The organism is Dyella sp., assembly GCF_051962475.1.
In the GTDB taxonomy this organism is placed as follows: Bacteria; Pseudomonadota; Gammaproteobacteria; order Xanthomonadales; family Rhodanobacteraceae; genus Dyella_A.
On the sequence record NZ_JBQCCF010000051.1, the window covers coordinates 36,794 to 59,338 of the forward strand.

Consider the following 22,545-nt stretch of genomic DNA (forward strand, 5'->3'; position numbering starts at 1 on the left):
GACCGCAAAGGGTATCATGCAGACCATTCCCCGTATCTGTGACCTTGCCGCCATGCCCCGCAGCAAAAGCAGTTCCCGCTGGCTGCGGGAGCACTTCGACGACGTCTATGTAAAGAAGGCCCAGGCGGAGGGCGTCCGTTCCCGTGCGGTGTACAAGCTCGAGGAACTGATTGAGCGTGATCGCCTGCTCAAGCCGGGCATCACCGTGGTGGATCTGGGCGCCGCACCGGGCGGTTGGTCGCAACTAGTGCGTCAGCGCCTGGGCGATACCGGCAAGGTGGTGGCGCTCGACATCCTGCCCATGCAGGGCATTGCAGGCGTGGATTTCCTGCAGGGCGACTTCCGCGAGGCAGACGTGTTGTCGCAGCTTGAAGCCCGGCTGGACAACCAGAAGGTCGATCTTGTGCTGTCGGACATGGCCCCCAATATGAGTGGCGTGGCCCTTGCGGACCAGATCCGCTCGATGGATCTGGCTGAGCTGGCGCTGGACTTCAGTCGGCAGTGGCTCAAGCCCGGTGGTTCGTTCCTGATCAAGTTGTTCCAGGGCACGGGCTTCGATGATTACCTTCGTAGCTTGCGTGCGGACTTTTCGCGCGTGACTATGCGTAAACCTAAGGCTTCCCGCGCGCGTTCGCGGGAGGTGTACGCGCTGGCCGTTGGTCTGAAGGCCGGCGGTGCGCAACCGGGCGGAAACCGCGTATGAACGAGATGGCTAAAAACCTCCTGCTCTGGCTGATCATCGCGGTGGTACTCATCGCCGTGTTCCAGAGCTTCAATCCCCATGGCGGCGCATCGTCCGATCTGCCCTACAGCGCGTTCGTGCAGAACGTGGACAACGGCAATGTGTCCAACGCCAACATCAGCGCGGAAACCCCGGCCACGATCAGTGGCAAGCTCAAGGACGGCACCAGCTTCCGTACGGTGGCGCCCGTGTTGGGCTTCTCCACCAACACCGTGATCAAGCAGATGCAGGACAAGGGGGTTGAGGTTCGTCAGGACTCGGCGCCCGGCTTCTCGCTGGTCAGCCTGCTGGTGAGCTGGCTGCCAGTGATCCTGATCGCCGGCGTATTCATCTGGTTCATGCGCCAGATGCAGTCGGGCGGCGGTGGCCGCGGTGCGATGAGCTTTGGCCGATCGCGCGCCAAGCTGCAGGGCGAGGACCAGGTCAAGGTGAACTTCAGCGACGTCGCCGGTTGCGACGAGGCCAAGGAAGAGGTTGGCGAGCTGGTCGAGTTCCTGCGTGATCCGGGCAAATTCCAGAAGTTGGGCGGCAAGATTCCCCGTGGTGTGCTGATGGTGGGCCCGCCCGGTACGGGCAAGACCCTTCTCGCCAAGGCCATTGCGGGCGAGGCCAAGGTGCCGTTCTTCTCGATCTCCGGCTCGGACTTCGTCGAGATGTTCGTCGGCGTGGGCGCCAGTCGCGTGCGCGACATGTTCGAGCAGGCCAAGAAGCACGCGCCGTGCATCATCTTCATCGACGAGATCGATGCGGTCGGCCGCCATCGCGGCGCCGGCTTGGGTGGCGGCCACGACGAGCGTGAGCAGACGCTCAATCAGCTGCTGGTGGAAATGGATGGCTTCGAAGGCACCGAAGGCATCATCGTCATCGCGGCCACCAATCGCCCGGACGTGCTCGATCCGGCGCTGCTGCGTCCGGGTCGTTTCGATCGCCAGGTCGTCGTCGGGTTGCCCGACGTGAAGGGGCGTGAACAGATTCTTCAGGTGCACTTGCGCAAGGTGCCGATGGCTAGCGACGTCAACGCGATGGTGATTGCGCGCGGTACACCTGGGTTCTCCGGCGCCGACCTGGCCAACCTGGTCAATGAGGCAGCGTTGTTCGCCGCGCGCGAAAATGCGCGCGAAGTGCGCATGAGCCACCTGGACAAGGCGCGCGACAAGATTCTGATGGGTGCCGAGCGCCGCTCGATGGCGATGAGTGAGGACGAGAAGAAGCTCACCGCCTACCACGAGGCCGGGCACGCGATCGTGGGTCGCCTTGTCCCTGAGCATGACCCTGTCTACAAGGTCACCATCATTCCTCGCGGCCGTGCCCTGGGCGTGACGATGTATCTGCCCGAGAACGACAAGTACAGCATCAATCGCGTGGCTATCCAGTCGCAGCTTTGCTCGCTGTACGGTGGTCGCGTGGCGGAGGAGCTGATCTTCGGCGCCGACAAGGTCACCACCGGCGCATCCAACGACATCGAGCGGGCTACCAAGATGGCCCGCAACATGGCCACCAAGTGGGGGCTCTCGGACGAACTGGGTCCCATCACCTATGGCGAGGACGAGGACGAGGTGTTCCTGGGGCGCTCGGTAACCCAGCACAAGAGCATCTCGAACGAGACCGCGAGCAAGATCGACGCAGTGGTGCGCGGTATCCTCGATCGCGCGTATGCGCGCAGCAAGCAGTTGCTGACCGACAACATCGACAAGCTGCACGTGATGGCTGAGGCCTTGCTCCAGTACGAGACCATCGACGCGCACCAGATCGACGAGATCATGGCTGGGCGGGTGCCTGGCCCGCCGGCGGACTGGTCGAAGAGTGGACCGGGTGGCCCGGTGCCGCCGCTGCCACCGCGGGGCGATACGGGTTCGAGCAAGGTGGGCAATCCCGCAGTTCAGAGCTGATCGATCTGCAGCGAACCATCGGGGGCCTTCCACAACGCCGCGGATTTCGCGGCGTTCTCGTTTGGATGGCCAAACGGCGATGCGCTACCCGACTCCACGCTCGTATACGGGGAGGGCAGGCGCAACCGCGCAACAAAAAAATCAAAAAAGGTGTTGACGCCTGGCGGCTGTATCTGAATAATTCCGCTTCTTGCTTCGGCGCTCTTCACTTTGGTGGGTGAGCAAGCCAAGGCAGAATGTTTGAAGTGTGCGCCCGTAGCTCAGCTGGATAGAGTACCTGGCTACGAACCAGGCGGTCGGGAGTTCGAATCTCTCCGGGCGCGCCATCTTCATCCAGGAATCGTTCGTTCGCGGATGCTTCCGAACCGCGGGGCGGTGGATTGCCCAGCGGGCCGAACGGCAAGTTGGTTCGGTGTGCTCGTATACGGATTGACTGAGCGGCACGTCACCCGTACATTTGAAAGCTTCGCGCAGCGAACGTGATCGATGTTTTTGGCGGGGTATAGCTCAGTCTGGTAGAGCGTTGCGTTTGGGACGCAAAAGTCGGGGGTTCGAATCCCTCTGCCCCGACCACGCTAGGCCCTTCCGTGCGGTGACTGCGCCTGTAGCTCAACCGGATAGAGCATCGGCCTTCTAAGCCGACGGTTGCAGGTTCGAGTCCTGTCGGGCGCGCCAACAAAGTGTTTTATGGTGGGCGTAGCTCAGCTGGTTAGAGTCCCGGATTGTGATTCCGGATGTCGTGGGTTCGAATCCCATCGCTCACCCCAAATTTAAAGTTTCAGGGCCGTTAGCTCAGCTGGTAGAGCAGTTGACTCTTAATCAATTGGTCGTAGGTTCGAATCCTACACGGCCCACCACTGAAACCAGGACGCCGGTCGACATCGACCGGCGTTTTGCTTTTCTGGGGTGCCGTCGGCGGGGCGCCGATGCTCGGTCAGGCGCTTGTGCTACAGGCTGGCGCGACCCTAGAATACCGGGCTTTCGTGTAAGGGAATCATCGACTTAGGGCCGCTCTGCAGAGTGCGCGAACGACTTGTCCGAAGGCTGTCGCCTTGGGGCAAATTGCTCGTGAAATCTGCCGCTTACGGTGCTTTGACGATGCGGAGCGAAAGTGGCGGAACTGGTAGACGCACCAGATTTAGGTTCTGGCGGGTAACACCGTGCGGGTTCGAGTCCCGCCTTTCGCACCAATCCCTTGCTGTTTTCACGTTGCCGGTGGCGAACATGCCGCCGCGGTGCCCTCGCCGGGCCCGTTATCGAAGGTCATTCAGGAGTCGTCATGCAGGTTTCGGTTGAGAACGTCGGCAAGCTCGAGCGCAAGCTCACGGTGAAGTTTCCTGCTGAGCGCTACGAGTCGCAGGTCAGCGCGCGCATTGCGGAAATGGGCCGCACGGTTCGCCTCAAGGGCTTCCGTCCCGGCAAAGTGCCGACCACCGTCATCCAGCAGCGTTTTGGCGCCCAGGTGCGTGGCGAGGTGCTTTCGGACCTGATCGGCAGCACCCTGCGCGAGGCTTTCGACAAGGAAAATCTGCGCCCGGTCGCGAACCCGTCCATCGACACGACCGGCAAGCCGGAGAACGGCGAAATCGCGTACACGGCCACCTTCGAGGTGATGCCGGAGTTCCCGACGATCGACGTGTCCACGCTGGCGATCCAGCGCCCGGTGGCCGAGGTATCCGACGCGGATATCGAGAAGATGATCGAGACGCTGCGCCAGCAGCGCCGCACCTTCGATGCCGTGGATCGCGCGTCGAAGGAAGGCGATTTCGTGATGTTCGAGTACGCCGCCCAGGCGGGTGATTACCGCTTCCCGGCTGACGGCCTGGAGCGCGCCGGCAGCGTGCTGGGTTCGGGCACCCTGTTCAAGGCGCTGGACGAGGCGCTCACCGGTCGCAAGGCCGATGAGTCGTTCGAGGCCGACATCGATTTCCCGGCCGATTTCCGCAACGAGCAACTGGCGGGCAAGACAGCCAAGGTCAGCTTCAGCATCGTCAAGGTGCAGGAGCCGCAGTTGCCGGAGGTGGACGCGGAGTTCGCCAAGCTGTTCGGCATTGCCGACGGCGATCTGGAGACGTTCCGCAAGGAAGTCCGCGCGAACCTGGAGCGCGAGCTGAAGGCCACTTTGATGGCGCGGCTGAAGTCCGAAGTGGCCGAGAAGCTCGCCGAGACCTATGCGACCGTCGACGTGCCGAACCTGATGGTGCAGTCGGAGGCTCGCGCGCTGGCGGCCGGCAGCGTGCCGAAGGGTCAGCAGCCCCCGCCGCAGCTGATCGAGGCGGCGGCGCCGATGGCGCGCAAGCGGGTGCTGGCCGGTCTGCTGATGGGCGAGATCGCGCGCAAGCAGTCGCTGGTGATCGACCGTAAGCGGGTTGCCGAGCAGCTCGCCGCGATCGCCTCGACCTACGAAGAGCCCGAGCAGGTCATTGAACTGTACAACTCCGATCCCCAACTGATGTCGGGACTGCAGAACCGCGTGATGGAAGACCAGGTAGCCGAGTGGGTGGCTGAACACGCCAACACCACCGCCCAGAGCCTGAGCTTCGACGAGGTGATGCGTCCGGCGGGTGCCTGAGCCGCGTATCCTCGGGTTGTTCCATCAGGCCAATTACCGGAGTGCCGCACAGATGACCATGGATCCGATCAAGAATCTCAACCTGGTGCCCATGGTCGTCGAGCAGACGGCCCGCGGTGAGCGCTCGTATGACATCTACTCCCGCCTCCTTAAGGAGCGGGTGATCTTCCTGGTTGGCGAGGTGAACGATCACGTCGCCAACCTGCTGGTGGCGCAGATGCTGTTCCTGGAATCGGAAAACCCCGAGAAGGACATTCATCTGTACATCAACAGCCCGGGCGGTGCGGTGACCGCGGGGCTGGCGATCTACGACACGATGCAGTTCATCAAGCCCGACGTCAGCACCATGTGCATCGGTCAGGCCTGCAGCGCGGCTTCGTTGTTGTTGATGGCTGGCGCCAAGGGCAAGCGCTATTCGTTGCCCAACTCGCGGGTGATGATCCACCAGCCGTCCGGCGGTGCCCGCGGCCAGGCCACGGACATCGAGATCCAGGCGCAGGAGATCCTGTACCTGCGTCGTCGACTGAACCAGATCTACGTCGATCACACCGGGCAGCCGCTGGAGAAGATCGAGCGTGACATGGAGCGTGATCGCTTCATGAGCGCCGAGGCGGCGAAGGAGTACGGCCTGATCGACTCCGTGCTGGACCGCCGGGCGGTCGATACCGTCAAGTCGGCCTGATCAGGCCACACAAGAGCTGTTTTTCCCGGGCTCTGCGTCTGGATTCAGGCGCGGAGCGCTGTGTTATTCTCGGGTCGGAAACCGAGTTACTGGCAGGATCACAAGCATGAGCGACGAGCGGCAGGGGCGTTCCACCGACAGCGGCAAGATTCTCTACTGCTCCTTCTGCGGCAAGAGCCAGCATGAAGTGCGCAAGCTGATCGCGGGTCCGTCCGTGTTCATCTGCGACGAATGCGTGGAGCTCTGCAACGACATCATCCGCGAAGAGCTCGAAGAGAAGGCGGCCTCCGGTCGCACGCAGCTGCCCAAGCCCCGTGAAATCATGGAGACCCTCGACCAGTACGTGGTCGGGCAGACGCGCGCGAAGAAGGCGCTGGCCGTCGCGGTCTACAACCACTACAAGCGGATGGAGTCGCGTCAGAAGAGCGATGACATCGAGCTGGGCAAGTCCAACATTCTGCTGATCGGGCCTACTGGCTCCGGCAAGACGTTGCTGGCGGAGACCCTGGCGCGGCTGCTGAACGTGCCTTTCACGATCGCCGATGCCACGACGCTTACCGAGGCAGGCTACGTCGGCGAGGACGTCGAGAACATCATCCAGAAGCTGCTGCAGAAGTGCGACTACGACGTCGAGAAGGCGCAGTCCGGCATCGTCTACATCGACGAGATCGACAAGATTTCGCGCAAGAGCGAGAACCCGTCGATCACCCGCGACGTGTCCGGTGAAGGCGTGCAGCAGGCCCTGTTGAAGCTGATCGAGGGCACGCTGGCCTCGGTGCCGCCGCAAGGCGGGCGCAAGCATCCGCAGCAGGAGTTCCTGCAGGTGGACACCAAGAACATCCTGTTCATCTGTGGTGGCGCGTTCGCTGGTCTGGAGAAGGTGATCCAGCAGCGTTCCGAGACCACCGGGATCGGCTTCTCGGCCGAGGTGCGCTCCAAGGAACGTACCTCCAACCTCGGCAAGGTGCTGGCGGATGTCGAGCCGGCGGATCTGGTGCGTTTCGGCCTGATTCCGGAGTTCGTGGGACGCCTGCCGGTGGTGGCCACGCTGGACGAGCTGGACGAAGCGGCGCTCGTGAAGATTCTCACCGAGCCGAAGAACGCGGTGACCAAGCAGTTCCGCAAGCTGTTCGAGATGGAGGGCGCCGAGCTGGAGTTCCGGCCCGAAGCCCTGCAGGCGATCGCGCGCAAGGCGCTCAAGCGCAAGACCGGCGCGCGCGGTCTGCGCACGATCCTTGAGCAGGTGCTGCTCGACACCATGTACGAGCTGCCGTCGCTGGAGCACGTGAGCAAGGTAGTGGTCGACGACGCCGTCATCGAGGGTCAGGCAGAGCCTTATCTCATCTATCGCGGCAACCTGCAGCAGCGAGCGGTGGGAGAGGGCGGCGGCGCCGCCTGACTGCGCTGAACGCACTGATGCAAGAGCCCGGCCATGGCCGGGCTTTTTTCTTTTTCAATGCCTGTCACGGACTTGCGCGGAAGTCCCGCTGCCTCCACTTGACGGGATAAGGTCCCCGGCGCAGTGTCGGTGACAGGCCAGACTCGAGAGATTTCCATGGCAAAGAACGCCTCTTCCACTACCGCGACCACCGGAAAGCCGGCGCCGCTCGACGCACTGCCGGTGCTGCCTCTGCGTGACGTGGTGGTCTATCCCCACATGGTGATCCCGCTATTTGTGGGTCGCGACAAATCCATGCGCGCGCTCGAACGTGCGATGGAGGGCGAGCGCCAGATCTTGCTGGTTGCCCAGAAGAGTCCGGACATCGACGATCCCGAGATTGCCGACCTGCACCAGGTGGGAACGCTTGCCGGTGTACTGCAGTTGTTGAAGTTGCCCGATGGCACCGTGAAGGTGTTGGTCGAAGGCCAGGCGCGCGTGGCGATCGAGAGTTACCAGGACGAGGGCGGGATGCTCACCGCGCGCTCGCACGTCATCGAGCCGGTCTACAGCTCTAAGGAGCGGGAACTCGACGTGGTGTCGCGAACGCTGACGTCGCTGTTCGAGCAGTTGGTCAAGCAAAGCCGCAAGCTGCCGCCGGAGGTGCTCGCCACGTTGTCGGGCATCGAGGATCCGTCTCGCCTGGCCGATTCGATCGCCGCCCATCTGTCGGTGCGCATGGCCGACAAACAGAAGGTGCTGGAAACGGCCGATGTCGGCCAGCGGCTGGAGCTGCTGATCGGCCTGGTCGATGGCGAGATGGATCTGCAGCAGGTGGAGAAGCGCATCCGCGGCCGGGTGAAGTCGCAGATGGAAAAGAGCCAGCGCGAGTACTACCTCAACGAGCAGATGAAGGCGATCCAGAAGGAGCTGGGCGAGGGCGAGGAAGGCCCCAACGAAGTTGAGGAACTTCAGCGCAAGATCGACGCGGCCGGTATGCCGAAGATGGTGCTGGCCAAGGCGCGCCAGGAGTTCAACAAGCTCAAGCAGATGTCGCCGATGTCGGCCGAGGCGACAGTGGTGCGCAACTACCTCGACTGGCTGGTCGGTGTGCCGTGGAAGAAGCGCTCGAAGGTGCGCAAGGATCTGCAACTTGCCCAGGAAGTGCTCGACGCCGATCACTTCGGCCTGGAGAAGGTCAAGGAGCGCATTCTCGAGTACCTCGCGGTGCAGCAGCGTGTGAATGCGATGAAGGGTCCGATCCTCTGCCTGGTCGGCCCGCCCGGCGTGGGCAAGACCTCGCTCGGCCAGTCGATCGCCAAGGCGACCAACCGCAAGTTCGTTCGCATGAGCTTGGGCGGCGTGCGTGACGAGGCCGAGATTCGGGGCCATCGCCGCACCTATATCGGCTCGATGCCGGGGCGCATCGTGCAGAACCTGAATAAGGTCGGCGCGAAGAACCCCCTGTTCGTTCTGGACGAGATCGACAAGATGTCGATGGACTTCCGCGGCGATCCGTCGTCGGCGCTGCTCGAGGTGCTGGACCCCGAACAGAACCATGCCTTCAACGATCACTATCTCGAGGTGGACCTGGACCTCTCCGAGGTGATGTGGATTGCTACGGCCAACTCGCTGAACATCCCCGGGCCGCTGCTCGATCGCATGGAGGTCATCCGCATTCCGGGCTACACCGAGGATGAAAAGCTCGCCATCGCCCAGCGCTACCTGTTGCCCAAGCAGCTCAAGGCCAATGGCCTGAAGCCAGAGGAGCTGAGCGTGGATGCGGCCGCCGTGCGCGACATCGTCAGGTACTACACGCGCGAATCGGGTGTGCGCAACCTCGAGCGCGAGATCTCCAAGATCTGCCGCAAGGTCGTGAAGGAACTGACCCTCGGCGAGGTCAAGGCCGCCAGCGCCAAGGCCAAGGGCGCCAAGATCAAGGCGAAGAAGAAGGCGTCAGGCGTCGTCGTGACCGGGGAGAACCTGGAGCACTACCTGGGCGTGCGCCGCTTCGACTTCGGCCGCAAGGAATTGCAGAACGAAATCGGACTGGTGACCGGTTTGGCTTGGACGCAGGTCGGTGGTGATCTGCTCAGCATCGAGGCGTCGGTGGTGCCGGGCAAGGGTAAGCTGGTGCACACCGGCCAACTGGGCGATGTGATGAAGGAGTCGATCCAGGCGGCGCTGTCGGTGGTGCGCGCACGCGCCGAGGCATTGGGCATCGATCCGGAGTTCTACCAGAAGCTCGACATGCACATTCACGTGCCCGAAGGAGCGACTCCGAAGGATGGCCCCAGCGCAGGTATCGCCATGTGCACGGCGCTGGTCTCGGTGCTGACGCGTGTACCGGTTCGCTCCGAAGTGGCGATGACCGGCGAGATCACCCTACGCGGTCGCGTGCTGCCGATTGGCGGGCTCAAGGAGAAGCTGCTCGCGGCTCACCGTGGTGGCATCACTACGGTGATCATCCCCGAGGAAAACAAGAAGGACCTGGCGGACATCCCGGCCAACATTACCGCTTCGCTCGAGATCCATCCGGTGCGCTGGATCGACGAGGTGCTCGACATCGCGCTGGAGCACCCGCTTCAGCCGACGAGCGCTGCGGCGGGAGACATCGGTAAGGTGGAGGTGAAGTCGGAAGACCCCGCAGGTAGTCCGTCACGAACCCACTGAGCGGCCACCGAACTGCTTCATGAGGAACGCCCGGCATGTTCGGGCGTTTTTCATTGCTGCAGGTGCAACATGCTCACGATTCCGGTGCTATTTTCGCTGCCGCTGTCAAGCGCCGGAGGACCTGCCGACGGACACCTCCATATCCCTGGAAAGCCTTGCTGCAACTTGTATTGCGGATTCGCGCGAGCCACTGGTATAAAGGCGTACCGCAATCCCCGCGCCTTCGTTTTTCGCGCAGTGATGCGGGGTAGCGGACGGCGCCTAGCGGAGCCAATCATCCATGTCGGCGTTGTCTCAGTCCCAACTGACCACGCGGGCCGCAAACCGTTTAAGGGAGTGTCTCAATGAATAAAACTGATCTGATCAATGCGATTGCCGACAAAGCCGAACTGACCAAGGCTGACGCCGGTCGCGCCCTCGAGGCGTTCTTCGAAACCGTGCAGAAGGCCCTCAAGAAGGGTGACGACGTGTCGGTCGTCGGCTTCGGCACCTTCACCGTCCGCAAGCGCGCTGCTCGCACGGGTCGCAACCCGCGCACCAACGAGACGATCAAGATCAAGGCCTCGAAGGTCCCGGCTTTCAAGGCTGGCAAGACCCTGAAGGATGCCCTAAACTAAGCGGCTAGCTGCTTAGTTTCGGGTGCTTAGCTCAGCGGTAGAGCGTCGCCCTTACAAGGCGAGGGTCGTAGGTTCGATCCCTACAGCACCCACCAGAAAAATGCGGAGCGGTAGTTCAGTTGGTTAGAATGCTGGCCTGTCACGCCGGAGGTCGCGGGTTCGAGTCCCGTCCGCTCCGCCAGAGTTAGCAAGGGCGCCCGCGTGGCGCCCTTGTCATTTGAGCACCGCGCGCTTCGTGCGCCGAACACGATCCTCGGGAACATCTCCATGCTGCAGGCTCTGCGTAACAAGATGCACGGGTGGCCGTCCATCGTCATTCTGGGCATAGCCGTCTTTGCCATGTCCTTCTTTGGCATCGAGTCGTACTTCATGTCACGTAACGACACGTTCGTGGCAAAGGTCGGCAAACAGGAAATCAGCCAACAGCAGTTCACCGAGCGCCTGAATCAGCTGCGCCAGCGCGCCAGCGCCGAGCAGGGTGACAGCTTCGACGGCAGCGTGTTCGAGCAGCCGGGCATGAAGCTGCAGGTGCTCAACCAGCTGATCGATGAGAAGGTTTTGGCCAAGGCCAACGACGACCTCGGCCTGGTGGTTTCGAACCAAGCCGTGCGCGATTTCATCGCGTCGATTCCGGCGTTTCAGCTGGACGGTCAGTTCGACCCCACCACCTATCGCACCGTGCTCTCCATGCAGGGCAAGACGCCGGCCATGTTCGAGAGCGAGATCCGTGCTTCGCTCGAGCCGGGGCTGATTCCCGATGCGATCACCGCCAGCACGATCGTCACGGATGCCGATCTCGACCGCTACATCAACCTGCGCCTGCAGCGCCGCACCGTGCGCTATGCGCAGCTGCCGCAGCCCAAGACCGACGATGCTGCTGTGACTGACGAGCAGATCGCCAGCTACTACGCGCAGCACAAGGATGAGTTCGTGACACCGGAGCAGGTGTCGTTGCAGTACCTCGAAGTCAACGAGGCGGATCTTAAGCCGGCGGTGCAGCCTTCGGATGAGGAGCTGCGCAAGCGCTACGAGGACGAGAAGCAGAAATTCGTGCAGCCCGAGCAGCGTCTCGTGTCGCACATCTTGATCAACGTGCCGAAGAACGCGACGCCGGAGCAGCAGAAGGCAGCGCTGACCAAGGCACAGAAGATCGCTTCGGAAGCGAATCCGGGCGACTTCGCGCAGCTGGCGCAGAAGGATTCGGACGACCTGGGCTCCAAGCGCGCTGGTGGCGATCTGGGGTGGCTGGAGAAGGGCGTGGCCAACGCCGCTTTCGACGATGCGCTGTTCAAGATGCAAAAGGGCCAGATCTCGCAGCCGGTGCTGTCCGACGAGGGTTATCACGTGATCTGGCTGCGCGACGTCCGCAGCGGTGCGGCCAAGCCGTTCGAAGAGGTTCGTGATGAGCTGGCCAAGGAAGCGCAGTCGGGTTCGCGCGAGCGCGCATTCAACGAGCTGGCCGGCAAGCTGACCGACAAGACCTACCAGAGCCCTGCGTCGCTCGATCCGGCCGCACAGGAACTGGGCCTCACCATCAAGTCCACCGAGCCGTTCTCCCGCGCTGGCGGCACCGGGATCGCGGCCGACCCGAAAGTCCTGAAGGCTGCCTTCAGCGATGACGTGCTGGCCCAGGGCAACAACTCCAACCTGATCGATCTGGGCACCGGCCACGCGGTCGTCATCCGTGTGGACAAGCATCTGCCGGCGGCGGCCAAGCCGTTGGCCGAGGTGAAGGACACGGTTCGTCAGAAGGTGCTGGCAGAGCGTGAGACGGCGGCGGCCAAGAAGCAGGCCGACGCGCTGCTCGCACGCTTGGCGAAGGGCGAAAAGTTCGACGCCGTTGCCGCATCGGTGCAGGCCAGCGTGCAGACGGCCGACGGTGTCGTCCGCTCGCAGCCCGGGCTGCCGCCCGAGCTCGAGGAGAAGGCCTTCCTGATGCCGCATCCGGCGGCGGACAAGCCGCAGTATGCGTCGGTGGAAATGGCCGACGGCAGCTACGCGCTGCTAGCGCTGGACAAGGTGGAGGGCGCCGACATGAGCAAGGTGCGGCCGGAGGATCTCAAGGTGCTGCGCGGCCAGATGGTGAAGGCCTACGGCACCGAGGCGGCGTACGAATTCATCGAGCAGGAAAAGGCTGCGAACGAGATCACCATCGCCAAGGACCGCCTCTGAGGGTTGAGGTAGTACTACGGCTGCGGCCATGAAAAAAGCGACCTGCGGGTCGCTTTTTTTGTTGGTGCTGCGCCGTGGCTCCCTGGTAGCTGTCGCTCAGGGCGCGGTGAGCTGCAGCACTTGTCCCGGACGGACGCGATCGTCATGCAGACGGTTCCATCGCTTGAGCTGCTTCACTGCGACGCCACAGCGCCTGGCGATGGTCCAGAGGCTCTCTCCCGGGCGCACGGTATGGGTGGCTCTCACTGCGGTAGGCGCGGGATCGACGTCCCCCGTGGCTGCCGAAGCATCGATGTGCTGCATCGCTTCCACAAACTGGTCGACCCGGTCGCCGGGCAGCATCAAGGTGTGCGCGTAGTCCGGATCGATGCGGTTGTTGAGGAAGGCGGCGTTGTAGTCGCGAAGCGCGTCCACGCTCATGCCGGCGTGCTGCGCCGCGCTGGACATCGACATCGCCTTCTTGATCGGCACGGCAACCAGATGCTGCTCGGCGGCGAGCGTAGGGAGCTGGACGTGGAAGCGATCGGGCTGGCGCACCACGCAGGCGATCGCCAGCAGTTTGACCAGGTGTTCGCGCGTCACGTTCCGTACCGGCAGTTTCGGCACCACCGGTTGCTCAGCAGGCGCGCCGTGCCGGGCAACGAGCTTGCGCACCGCGAATTCGCCCGCGTTGTAGGCGTAGTCGGTGAGGCGCCAATCCTGGAACTGGTCCTGATAGCGGCGAAGCATGCTCATCACCGCCTCGGTGGCGGCGGCCACGTCCATGCGACCGTCGAAATGCCGGTTTACCCGCAGCCCCAGCGAGCCGGCCGTCGCCGGAACGAGCTGCCACATGCCGGCCGGTTGGCGACCGCGCCCCTGCACTGGCAGGTAGCGACTCTCCACCCAGGGCAGCAGCACGAACTCGCCGGCCACCTGATGCTTCTCGGCAATCTCCTGGATAAAGCGCAGGCGTGGCAGGGACTGCGCCAGGTGCTGCTCGAAGCGGCGCGGGTTGGCGGTGTAGCGGCGTGCCCACGCCTGCACGGCCGGATCGCTGTCGCAGTCGGCCATGGCGAAGGTGGCGCGCAGTCGATCCCACGGTTCGCTCGACGGCGCACCCACCGTCGGCGGTTCTTCGGCAGGAGCCGAGAGGGACGGTGTGGCCACCTGGGCGCCTGGGCCCCGCGGCGCTGGGTGGGGCGCGGGCGACGGCCGGGGTGAGGGGGCAGCACACGCGGCCAGCAGCGCCGCGAGCAGTGGCGCAAGGGGTTTCGCCAAGCGGGCACGGGAGCCGGTCATCCGCGAAACGCGTCCTTGGTCGCGCGCAGTGTTGCGAATCGGGCCACCCTGTCGTGCGCCGGAGCGCCTTGCGCCATGGCCCAGGCTACGAGTGCGGGCTGATCGATGCGCAGGAAAGGATTGGTTGCCCGCTCCATCTCCAGCGGCACCGGCACCGTAGGCAGATCGTGCTCGCGTCGCTGCGCGACCTCGGCGAGCCGGGCCGACAGGCTCGCATTGGCCGTGTCGACGGTCGAGGCAAAACGGCCGTTGGCCGCGGTGTACTCGTGTGCGCAGCAGACCAGGCTGTCGCCGGGGAGGGCGGCCAGGCGGTCGAGCGACGCGAGCATCTGTGCCGGCGATCCCTCGAACAGGCGTCCGCAACCGAGGCTGAAAAGTGTGTCACCGCAGAACAGGTGGCCTTCGCCGGTATAAGCGATATGGCTGAGCGTATGCCCGGGCACGGCCATCACCTCGAAGCGTGTGGCTGGCGCAGCCAGGCTCACTGTATCGCCATCGCCGACCCGGACATCGCATGTATCGATACGCGCATCTTCGGGCGCATAAACCACCGCACCATATCGTTCGCGCAGCGCGACGACGCCGCCGATGTGGTCCTGATGATGGTGGGTGAGCAGGATGGCCCGCAGTTGCAGGTGATGCTCGACCAGCGCCCTCTCTACCGGTTCACTTTCGCCGGGATCCACCACCAGCGCGTTGCCATCACCGTCGTGCAGCAGCCAGATGTAGTTGTCGGCCAGGGCCGGTAGCGCAAGCAGATGCACGTCCGTCTCCACATGGGGATGCACCGCGGAAGCCTTGGCCCGGTGCACCGGGCCGCCGACTATAACCGCGGCTTTCCGGCTGCTCGTTAGTGGGGTGTTAACCCGGACGGGCGCCCAACGCTGCCTGTCGATGCCGCCAGCGGCTACACTTTGTCGGCCCATCACCGGATGTACCGCATGTCCGCTGCCTGTTCCGACATCTATGCCAGTGCGCCCCTGCGGCAACTGCTGGCAGACGAAGCGCGCGACCTGCTGCCGGAATTGCAGCGTTGCACCGGTGACCACGGGCTGCTCGTGTCCGCAGCAATGCAGGATCGGCCGCCGGCGCTCCCCCTGCTGTCGTGCTGGACGCACCTGAGGCTCGCTGGCGATCGGTACGTTGGCGACCTGCACGCTCGCGTCGATGAGCCCCTGCCGTTCGTCGACGATGCTTTCGAGCTGGTGATCCTGCGTCATGCGCTGGAGGCGTCGGCGCTTCCGCAACCCATGCTGGAGGAGGGGGCTCGCGTCCTCTCGCCCGGCGGGCTGCTGGTGTTGAGCGGCGTACATCCGCTCAGCCTGTGGACGCCGTGGATGGTGTGGCATGGGCGGGGCCAGTCGCTGCGCCTGCATATGCCGCTGCAGGTTGGCGAATGGCTACGCCGCCATGCGATGCAGGTGGAGTGCGTGCGGCGTGTCGGTCACGCTGTGCCGGGTGGCGGTGGCATGCCATGGCTGACCGAGGCGATCGGGGGCGGCTACGTGTTGCTGGCCCGCAAGCGCCGGCAAGCTGTAACGCCCATCCGGCTGGTGCCGCGAGCGCTGCGCGCGCCGGCCGATGCCGGGCTCGCGCCAGGGGCACGACGCAACACGGCCTGCGCGGCTGCAATGAACGAGGATCGACGTTGACCGAAGTGGAAGCTTTTACCGATGGTGCCTGTCTGGGCAATCCCGGGCCGGGCGGCTGGGCCGCGCTGCTGCGCTCCAAGGGCACCGAGCGCATGCTCGCCGGCGGCGAACGTGATACCACCAACAACCGCATGGAGCTGATGGCCGCGATCGCGGCGCTGGAGGCCCTGAAGCGGCCGTGCAAGGTCCACCTCATCACCGACTCCCGCTACGTGATGCAGGGCATCGAGGAGTGGGTTCCCAAGTGGCGAGCCAATGGCTGGCGCACGGCGGACCGCAAGCCGGTGAAAAACCAGGATCTGTGGCAGCGGCTGTCCGAGGCGAGCGCTCCACACGCCGTGCGCTGGCAGTGGGTGCGTGGCCACAACGGCCATGTGGAGAACGAGCGGGTTGACGTGGCCGCCCGTGAACAGGCCGAACAATTTCGGGGCAAGCCATGAGGCAGATCGTTCTCGATACCGAAACCACCGGCCTGGAGGTGCGCCAGGGGCACCGGCTGATCGAAATCGCCTGCATCGAAATGGTGGAGCGGCGTCTGACCGGGCGGCGCTATCAGACCTACCTCAACCCCGATCGGACGATCGACGAAGGGGCTCGTCAGGTCACCGGCATCGAGGACGACTTCCTGCTCGACAAGCCGCGTTTCGGCGATGTGGTGGACGAGTTCCTGGCCTTCATCGACGGCGCCGAGCTGATCATCCACAACGCCGCGTTCGACCTGGGCTTTCTCAACGCCGAACTGGCCCGCCTGCCCACCTCGCCCGGCACCATTCAGCAGCGCTGCAGTGTGCTGGACACGCTGGCGATGGCGCGCGAGCGCTATCCGGGGCAGCGCAACAGCCTGGATGCCTTGTGCAAGCGGCTGGGCGTGGACAACTCGGCGCGCGAACTGCACGGCGGCCTGATCGACTGCCATCTGCTCGCGGACGTCTATATCGCGATGACCTCGGGGCAGGTCGCACTCGACCTGGGCTTCGACAAGCCCGGCGAAGAAGAGCGCACCGCGATCATCGTGCCGGTCGAACTGCTGCGCCGCCCGCGCGTGCTGCGTGCCGATGCCGAGGAACTGGCGGCACACGAAAAGCGGCTCGATGCGCTGGACAAGAGCGCCGGTGGCACCAGCCTGTGGCGGCGCGAACCGCCTGCGGCGGTCTGACGATCCGGTCAGCTCAGGCGCACCAGGATCACGGTCAGGTTGTCGCTGCCGCTGGCTTCCAGGCCGTCCAGCAGCAGGTGGTCCACGCACTCCTGCGCTGCCAGATCCGTGCGCTGTACCAGCCGTGCGAGGGCCGCGTCATCCAGGCCCTCGGTGAGCCCGTCCGTACAGAGCAGGAAGCCGATTCCGGCGCGACAGGCACCGCGCGCCACGCCAATGTGGAGCTGCTCGGCGGTGGTGATTCCCAGCGCCTGCGTGAGCACATTGCGTTGGGGGTGACGCGCGGCCAGCTCCGGATCCAGCCGGCCGGCGTTGATCAGCTCCTGGACCAGCGAGTGGTCGTGGCTGACCTGCCGGAACTGATCGTCGAGCGCATAGATGCGACTGTCGCCGACCCAGGCCAGCTCATAGGCCTCGTCGCGGATCCGCAGCGCGGCCAACGTGGTGCCCATCGGCAGTGCATCGCGGCTCTTGCGGGCATGCGCTTCCAGTCGGCTGGCTGCCGTGCGCACGGCATCGATCAGGGGTGCCCCGTTGCGGACCTCCGCCACCACGACATCGCGCGCCAGCGCCGACGCCACTTCCCCATGCTGATGACCGCCCATGCCGTCGGCGACCAGGAACAGGCCGAGCGCGGGATCGGCGTAGTAGGTGTCTTCGTTACGCGTGCGGCGCAGTCCGACGTGGGTTCCGTGTCCGAATTCGATCATGGGTGTGCTGCCGGCGAATCACGGCAGCATGCCGGATGCGGCACCCAGTTGTCACGGCTCACGGGCATGCGTATGATTACCGGCTCGCGCGGACCACCGTGTGACCCCTTTGGAGAGGTGGCAGAGTGGTCGAATGTACCTGACTCGAAATCAGGCGTACGTGTAAGCGTACCGTGGGTTCGAATCCCACCCTCTCCGCCAAAACGACAAAAGCCTCGCAGCGATGCGGGGCTTTTTTCTTGTGCGGCCGAGGAGGATCAGATGCCGAGCGGCGAGACGTTGGCGCGTCCGGGGGATTCCGGGCTGCGCGCGCGGGTGTCGCTGCCGTTGCGATGGCTGAGCTGGATCAGGCGATCGATCACCGCGATCTGCTGTGGCGTGCCCAGCGGCGCGGTGAGTGCCGGAGAGACCAGGGCCACTAGGCGCGCCAGGAGTTCGGCGTCGCTGATGTCCTGGCCCATGCTGAGCTCGGCCACCAGCTCGCCCATGTCGTCCGCCGCGAGCACGCCCGAAAGCGACTTGAGCGCGAAATGCAGGCGCAGGCCCAGCTCGCTGCGCGGCAGCTGTGGCAGCGCGCGGGCAAACGCCTCGAAGAAGCGCCCGAAGATCGGCCGGTAGTGCTGCTGCAGATGGTCGCGGATAAAAGGCGAGGCATCGCTGTAGACGCGCCCGAGCAGGCGCAGGAAGGCCGGTCCACCAGTCGGGTCGCGACCCAGCTGCAAAGCCGGCACGAACAGCACGCCTAGTATGGCTACGCAATCGGGCACGCTATCGCCGGCCTCGCAGGCATCGAGCAGGCGCAGGCGCTCTTCGTTGAGGCGATCCAGCCGGTGCGAAAGCAGCTCTTTGAGCATCGCGTCCTTGCTGCCGAAGTGATAGTTCACTGCGGCGAGGTTGGCCCCCGCGCGAGCGGTGACCTGGCGCAGGGAAAGGGCCTCGTATCCACGTTCGATGAACAGCAGCTCGGCTGCCTGCAACAGACGACTGCGCGTGTCGGCAGCCTGTGCTCCCCCGGTGGTGCTGCGCATCGCCTGTTCCTGAAAGGTACTGCTGATAGATGCCGGCGGGCTGCCTCCTGCGCCCGATGGTGTCGCGGTCAGATTGCCGAGCCGCCCGGCGACTCTTCAAACACCCGTATGACGCTAGTGGCGATGGCGGTCGCCGGCAAGCTGCACTGCACGACGGAGCGCGGCACACGAAAAAGGCGGGGTCACCCCCGCCTCTTCGTTGTCACTGGATCGAGCGCGCGGCGTTGGCTCAGCCGGCTTTCTTCTTCGCCAGCCGCAGCCAGGTGTCGACCACGGTGTCCGGGTTGAGCGATACCGACTCGATGCCCTGTTCCATCAGCCATTCGGCCAGGTCCGGGTGATCGCTGGGACCCTGGCCGCAGATGCCGATGTACTTGCCCTTGGCGCGGGCTGTCTGGATGGCCATCGCGAGCAGCTTCTTCACCGCCGGGTCGCGCTCGTCGAACAGGCTGGCGACAATGGACGAATCGCGGTCCAGGCCCAAGGTGAGCTGGGTCAGGTCGTTGGAGCCGATCGAGAAGCCATCGAAGATGTCCAGGAACTCGTCGGCCAGCAGGGCGTTGGAGGGCACCTCGCACATCATGATGACCTTGAGCCCGTGCTCGCCTTGCTTGAGGCCGTTGGCGGCCAGCACCTCGATCACCTTGCGGCCTTCGGCCAGGGTGCGCACGAATGGGATCATCACCCAGACGTTGTCCAGGCCCATGGTTTCGCGCACGTGCTTAACTGCCTCGCACTCCAGTCCGAACGACTCGGCGAAGCTAGGATCGACATAGCGGCTGGCGCCGCGGAAGCCGATCATCGGGTTCTCCTCGTGCGGCTCGTAGCGCGAACCGCCGATCAGGCCGGCGTACTCGTTGGACTTGAAGTCCGACAGGCGCACGATTACCGGCTTCGGGTAGACCGAGGCGGCGATGGTGGCGATGCCTTCGCCCAGGCGGTCGACGTAGAACGACACCGGGTCGGCGTAGCCGGCCATGCGTTCGTCGATGCGGGCCTTGGTCTCGGCGTCCTGCTTGGCGTATTCCAGCAAGGCCTTGGGATGCACGCCAATATGGCTGGCAATAATCATCTCCAGGCGGGCCAGGTCGATGCCGGCGTTGGGCAGCATGCCGAAGTCGAACGCGCGCTCCGGGTTGGCCACATTCATCATGATCTTCAGCGGTGCTTCGGGCATGGCACCGAGGTCCGCCGTGATGCGCTCGAACGGCAGTTTGCCCTCGTAGATCATGCCGGTGTCGCCCTCGGCGCAGGACACGGTGACCTCGGCGCCGTCCGGTATCGACTGCAGTGCGTTGCCGGTGCCGACCACCGCCGGCACGCCCAGCTCGCGGGCGATGATCGCCGCATGGCAGGTGCGGCCGCCGCGGTTGGTGACGATGGCGGCGGCGCGCTTCATGATCGGCTCCCAGTCGGGGTCGGTCATGTCGGCCACCAGCACGTCGCCGGGCTGGAATTCGTTCATCTGCGCCAGTGACTTGACCACGCGCGCCTTGCCGGTGCCGATCTTCTGGCCGATCGCGCGACCTTCGGACAGCACCTTGCCCTTGCCATGGAGCTGGAAGCGCTCGAGCTGGGTGGCGTGGGCACGCGACTTCACCGTCTCAGGGCGGGCCTGCACCACATAGAGCTTCCCCGTGTGACCGTCCTTCGCCCACTCGATGTCCATCGGGCGACCGTAGTGCTGCTCGATCACCAGTGCTTGCTTGGCCAGCTCCTCCACGTCGGCATCGGTGATGCAGAAGCGGTTGCGGTCGGCAGCCGGGGTCTCCTCGATGCGCACGCGCTCGCCCGGCTGGTCCGAGTACACCATGCGCTGCTGCTTGGCGCCGAGGCTGCGGCGGAGCAGGGCGGGCTTGCCGGCCTTGAGCGTGGGCTTGAACACGTAGAACTCGTCCGGGTTCACGGCGCCCTGCACGACCATCTCGCCCAGGCCGTAGGAGCCGGTGACGAACACCACGTCGCGGAAGCCCGACTCGGTGTCCAGCGTGAACAGCACGCCGGAAGCGCCCACGTCCGAACGCACCATCAGCTGCACGCCGGCGGACAGGAACACGTCCTCGTGCTTGAAGCCCTGATGCACGCGATAGGCGATGGCACGGTCGTTGTAGAGCGAGGCGAAGACTTCCTTGACCTTGTGCAGCACGTCCTCGATGCCGACCACGTTGAGGAAGGTCTCCTGCTGACCGGCGAACGAGGCGTCGGGCAGGTCTTCGGCTGTTGCGGAGGAGCGCACCGCGACGGCGATGTCGTCACTGCCGGCGTCCTTGCACAGCTTGGCGTAGGCGTCGCGGATGGCCTGGTCCAGCTCGGCCGGCAGCGGAGTCTCGGTGACCCATTCGCGGATCTCCTTGCCGGCCCGGGTGAGGGCGTCGACATCGTCCACGTCCAGGCCGGCCAGGCGCGCTTGGATGCGCTGCGCCACACCGCTCTTTTCCAGGTAGTGCTGGAACGCTTCGGCGGTAGTGGCGAAGCCGCCCGGCACGGACACACCCAGCTTGCTCAGGTTGCCGATCATCTCGCCCAGCGAGGCGTTCTTGCCGCCGACCTTGGCCAGGTCGGTCATGCGCAGGTGGTCAAGCCAAAGCACCAGGTCGTTCAAGGTGGATCTCCTCGGAACACTAGATTGGGTGAGGCGGTGCGGCAGCCGGCAGAAGCGGGCCACAAAGAACTGGTATTGTCCGCCGGGATTGGTGCACGGCACAAGAAGACCAATGCAACCCGTTGCCGCGCCACCTGCATACCAGTTGGCAGAAGGTCAAGCGCACAAAGCAAACAGCGCTTGCGCTAAGGTGCCGGACATTGCCTCTCAGACGCCGGGACCGATCCATGCAGCGAACCGTTTTTTTCATCTCCGATTCCACTGGTATTACCGCGGAGACGATCGGCAACAGCATCCTGGCGCAGTTCGAAGGCATGGAGTTCGACAAGCATCGCCTGCCGTTCGTGGATGACGCGAGAAAGGCGGAGGCCGCTGCGCTGAGGATCAAGACGCGCTACGCGCAAACCGGCGACCGGCCGATCGTGGTCAACACCATGGCCGACCGCGCGCTGTGCGACATCGTGGCAACCAGCGGCGCGCTGATGCTCGACGTGTTCGCGCCTTTCATCGGCCCGCTGGAAGAGGAGCTGGGAGCCAAGCGCTCGGGCGCAGTGAACCGTTCGCACGGCCTGGTGGATTTCGACAAGTACGAAGCGCGCATCAATGCCACCAACTACGCGCTTTCGCACGACGACGGCATCGATGTGGATTATGCCCAGGCCGACTTGATTCTGGTCGGGGTGTCCCGCTCGGGCAAGACGCCGACCTGCCTCTACATGGCCTTGCATTACGGGGTGAGTGCCGCCAACTATCCGCTCACGGACGACGACCTCGACAAGCTGGAGCTGCCGGCCCGCTTGCGCCCCTACAAGGACCGCCTGTTCGGCCTCACCATCGATCCTCAGCGCCTGGCGCAGATCCGCGAGCAGCGCCGGGCGAACAGTCGTTATGCCACGATCGAGCAGTGCCGGTGGGAGCTGGCGCAAGCGGAGAAGTTGATGCGTCGCGAGGGCATCCCCAGCCTCAACACCACGCACGTGTCGATTGAGGAGATCGCCAGCAAGATCTTTGAGCGCTTCGGGATCGAGCGCACCATGTTCTGATGACCGGAGTTGCCTGACCGTATGAGTGCCGTACTGGATCGCCGCGCCGCCCTGCTGCCGGGACGTTTCGAGTTCCTGATGGGGCTTTACGCCGAGAACTACCATCGACTGGTACGGCTGTTCGCGCCGCAGACGCTTTCGCCGGGGCGCTACGTTTCCAGCGTGGATGACGGGTTGGACGTGCACCTGCAATTGCAGGAATGCCACCCGTACACGCTCGAGCTGGAGCTGACGTACGACCTGGTCGAGGGGGCGACCCCGGGGCGCCCCCCCCCCGGGGGGGTGGGCGTCGACACCCACCCCCCCCAGGGGCCACCCCGGCGTTTGCCACCGCGCCGCCCACAGTGG

Annotated in this window: 19 protein-coding genes and 9 tRNA genes; 22 read left to right on the plus strand and 6 right to left on the minus strand. The window is 64.5% G+C overall.

Features of this window, described 5'->3' with window-relative positions:
• Nucleotides 1-52 precede the first annotated feature (52 nt).
• Entirely contained in the window at nt 53-703 is a 651-nt protein-coding gene (gene rlmE / locus ACTHJF_RS11495; protein ID WP_431638111.1) for a 23S rRNA (uridine(2552)-2'-O)-methyltransferase RlmE, read from the plus strand.
• Nucleotides 700-2,631, plus strand: a complete 1,932-nt coding sequence (ftsH, locus tag ACTHJF_RS11500; protein WP_440267229.1) for an ATP-dependent zinc metalloprotease FtsH — start codon at nt 700-702, stop codon at nt 2,629-2,631. The genes rlmE and ftsH overlap by 4 nt, the downstream gene beginning before the upstream one ends.
• On the opposite strand, the gene ACTHJF_RS11505 is transcribed toward ftsH, so the two are convergent.
• Entirely contained in the window at nt 2,622-2,861 is a 240-nt protein-coding gene (locus tag ACTHJF_RS11505; RefSeq protein WP_440267230.1) for a hypothetical protein, read from the minus strand. The genes ftsH and ACTHJF_RS11505 overlap by 10 nt on opposite strands.
• A 19-nt stretch (nt 2,862-2,880) precedes the next feature.
• Between ACTHJF_RS11505 and ACTHJF_RS11510 the strand changes: the two genes are divergently transcribed.
• From ACTHJF_RS11510 to ACTHJF_RS11575, 14 genes are all read left to right on the plus strand, one after another.
• A tRNA-Arg gene (locus tag ACTHJF_RS11510) sits at nt 2,881-2,957 on the plus strand.
• Between the two features lie 170 nt (nt 2,958-3,127).
• A tRNA-Pro gene (locus tag ACTHJF_RS11515) sits at nt 3,128-3,204 on the plus strand.
• Nucleotides 3,205-3,229: 25 nt separating this feature from the next.
• Nucleotides 3,230-3,306: transfer RNA gene (locus ACTHJF_RS11520), tRNA-Arg, on the plus strand.
• 15 nt (nt 3,307-3,321) lie between these two features.
• Nucleotides 3,322-3,398 (plus strand) — tRNA-His (locus ACTHJF_RS11525).
• Nucleotides 3,399-3,412: 14 nt separating this feature from the next.
• Nucleotides 3,413-3,488, plus strand: a tRNA-Lys gene (locus ACTHJF_RS11530).
• A gap of 248 nt (nt 3,489-3,736) precedes the next feature.
• Nucleotides 3,737-3,821, plus strand: a tRNA-Leu gene (locus ACTHJF_RS11535).
• An 89-nt stretch (nt 3,822-3,910) separates the two neighbouring features.
• Entirely contained in the window at nt 3,911-5,203 is a 1,293-nt protein-coding gene (tig, locus tag ACTHJF_RS11540; protein WP_440267231.1) for a trigger factor, read from the plus strand.
• Nucleotides 5,204-5,261: 58 nt separating this feature from the next.
• Nucleotides 5,262-5,885 carry an ATP-dependent Clp endopeptidase proteolytic subunit ClpP gene (gene clpP / locus ACTHJF_RS11545; protein WP_431638112.1) on the plus strand — a complete coding sequence of 208 codons (624 nt, stop codon included), beginning with the start codon at nt 5,262-5,264 and terminating at the stop codon, nt 5,883-5,885.
• 106 nt (nt 5,886-5,991) lie between these two features.
• On the plus strand, nt 5,992-7,284 hold the full coding sequence (gene clpX, locus ACTHJF_RS11550) for an ATP-dependent Clp protease ATP-binding subunit ClpX (protein WP_431636744.1): 1,293 nt from the start codon (nt 5,992-5,994) through the stop codon (nt 7,282-7,284).
• Nucleotides 7,285-7,440: 156 nt separating this feature from the next.
• Nucleotides 7,441-9,936, plus strand: a complete 2,496-nt coding sequence (gene lon / locus ACTHJF_RS11555) for an endopeptidase La (protein WP_440267232.1) — start codon at nt 7,441-7,443, stop codon at nt 9,934-9,936.
• Nucleotides 9,937-10,280: 344 nt separating this feature from the next.
• A complete protein-coding gene (locus tag ACTHJF_RS11560) occupies nt 10,281-10,553 on the plus strand; it encodes an HU family DNA-binding protein (RefSeq protein ID WP_017461157.1) in 273 nt (90 codons plus the stop codon).
• A gap of 20 nt (nt 10,554-10,573) precedes the next feature.
• Nucleotides 10,574-10,648, plus strand: a tRNA-Val gene (locus ACTHJF_RS11565).
• A 9-nt stretch (nt 10,649-10,657) separates the two neighbouring features.
• Nucleotides 10,658-10,734 (plus strand) — tRNA-Asp (locus tag ACTHJF_RS11570).
• An 86-nt stretch (nt 10,735-10,820) separates the two neighbouring features.
• A complete protein-coding gene (locus tag ACTHJF_RS11575) occupies nt 10,821-12,725 on the plus strand; it encodes a SurA N-terminal domain-containing protein (protein WP_440267233.1) in 1,905 nt (634 codons plus the stop codon).
• Between the two features lie 96 nt (nt 12,726-12,821).
• On the opposite strand, the gene ACTHJF_RS11580 is transcribed toward ACTHJF_RS11575, so the two are convergent.
• Complete coding sequence (locus ACTHJF_RS11580; RefSeq protein WP_440267234.1) at nt 12,822-13,874, minus strand: LysM peptidoglycan-binding domain-containing protein; 1,053 nt, start codon at nt 13,872-13,874, stop codon at nt 12,822-12,824.
• A gap of 128 nt (nt 13,875-14,002) precedes the next feature.
• Nucleotides 14,003-14,770 carry a hydroxyacylglutathione hydrolase gene (gene gloB, locus ACTHJF_RS11585; RefSeq protein ID WP_440267235.1) on the minus strand — a complete coding sequence of 256 codons (768 nt, stop codon included), beginning with the start codon at nt 14,768-14,770 and terminating at the stop codon, nt 14,003-14,005.
• A 177-nt stretch (nt 14,771-14,947) separates the two neighbouring features.
• On the opposite strand from gloB, the gene ACTHJF_RS11590 reads away from it, so the two are divergent.
• The 3 genes from ACTHJF_RS11590 to dnaQ are packed head-to-tail and all read left to right on the plus strand — an operon-like array spanning nt 14,948 to nt 16,814.
• On the plus strand, nt 14,948-15,658 hold the full coding sequence (locus ACTHJF_RS11590; RefSeq protein WP_440267236.1) for a class I SAM-dependent methyltransferase: 711 nt from the start codon (nt 14,948-14,950) through the stop codon (nt 15,656-15,658).
• A complete protein-coding gene (gene rnhA / locus ACTHJF_RS11595) occupies nt 15,655-16,098 on the plus strand; it encodes a ribonuclease HI (protein WP_440267237.1) in 444 nt (147 codons plus the stop codon). The genes ACTHJF_RS11590 and rnhA overlap by 4 nt, the downstream gene beginning before the upstream one ends.
• The gene (gene dnaQ, locus ACTHJF_RS11600; RefSeq protein WP_440267238.1) at nt 16,095-16,814 is read left to right on the plus strand and encodes a DNA polymerase III subunit epsilon; all 720 of its coding nucleotides are present in this window, start codon (nt 16,095-16,097) and stop codon (nt 16,812-16,814) included. The genes rnhA and dnaQ overlap by 4 nt, the downstream gene beginning before the upstream one ends.
• 8 nt (nt 16,815-16,822) lie before the next feature.
• Here the strand turns inward: dnaQ and ACTHJF_RS11605 are convergent, their stop codons facing one another.
• The gene (locus tag ACTHJF_RS11605; protein WP_440267239.1) at nt 16,823-17,524 is read right to left on the minus strand and encodes a PP2C family protein-serine/threonine phosphatase; all 702 of its coding nucleotides are present in this window, start codon (nt 17,522-17,524) and stop codon (nt 16,823-16,825) included.
• Nucleotides 17,525-17,635: 111 nt separating this feature from the next.
• On the opposite strand from ACTHJF_RS11605, the gene ACTHJF_RS11610 reads away from it, so the two are divergent.
• A tRNA-Ser gene (locus tag ACTHJF_RS11610) sits at nt 17,636-17,725 on the plus strand.
• A 56-nt stretch (nt 17,726-17,781) separates the two neighbouring features.
• On the opposite strand, the gene ACTHJF_RS11615 is transcribed toward ACTHJF_RS11610, so the two are convergent.
• Nucleotides 17,782-18,552: a TetR/AcrR family transcriptional regulator gene (locus ACTHJF_RS11615; RefSeq protein WP_440267240.1), complete on the minus strand. Its 771-nt coding sequence runs from the start codon at nt 18,550-18,552 to the stop codon at nt 17,782-17,784.
• Nucleotides 18,553-18,781: 229 nt separating this feature from the next.
• Nucleotides 18,782-21,154: a phosphoenolpyruvate synthase gene (gene ppsA, locus ACTHJF_RS11620; protein ID WP_440267241.1), complete on the minus strand. Its 2,373-nt coding sequence runs from the start codon at nt 21,152-21,154 to the stop codon at nt 18,782-18,784.
• A gap of 227 nt (nt 21,155-21,381) precedes the next feature.
• Between ppsA and ppsR the strand changes: the two genes are divergently transcribed.
• Entirely contained in the window at nt 21,382-22,197 is an 816-nt protein-coding gene (ppsR, locus tag ACTHJF_RS11625; protein ID WP_440267242.1) for a posphoenolpyruvate synthetase regulatory kinase/phosphorylase PpsR, read from the plus strand.
• 21 nt (nt 22,198-22,218) lie between these two features.
• A partial coding sequence (locus tag ACTHJF_RS11630) for a DUF1249 domain-containing protein (protein ID WP_440267243.1) occupies nt 22,219-22,545 on the plus strand: 327 nt, incomplete at its 3' end.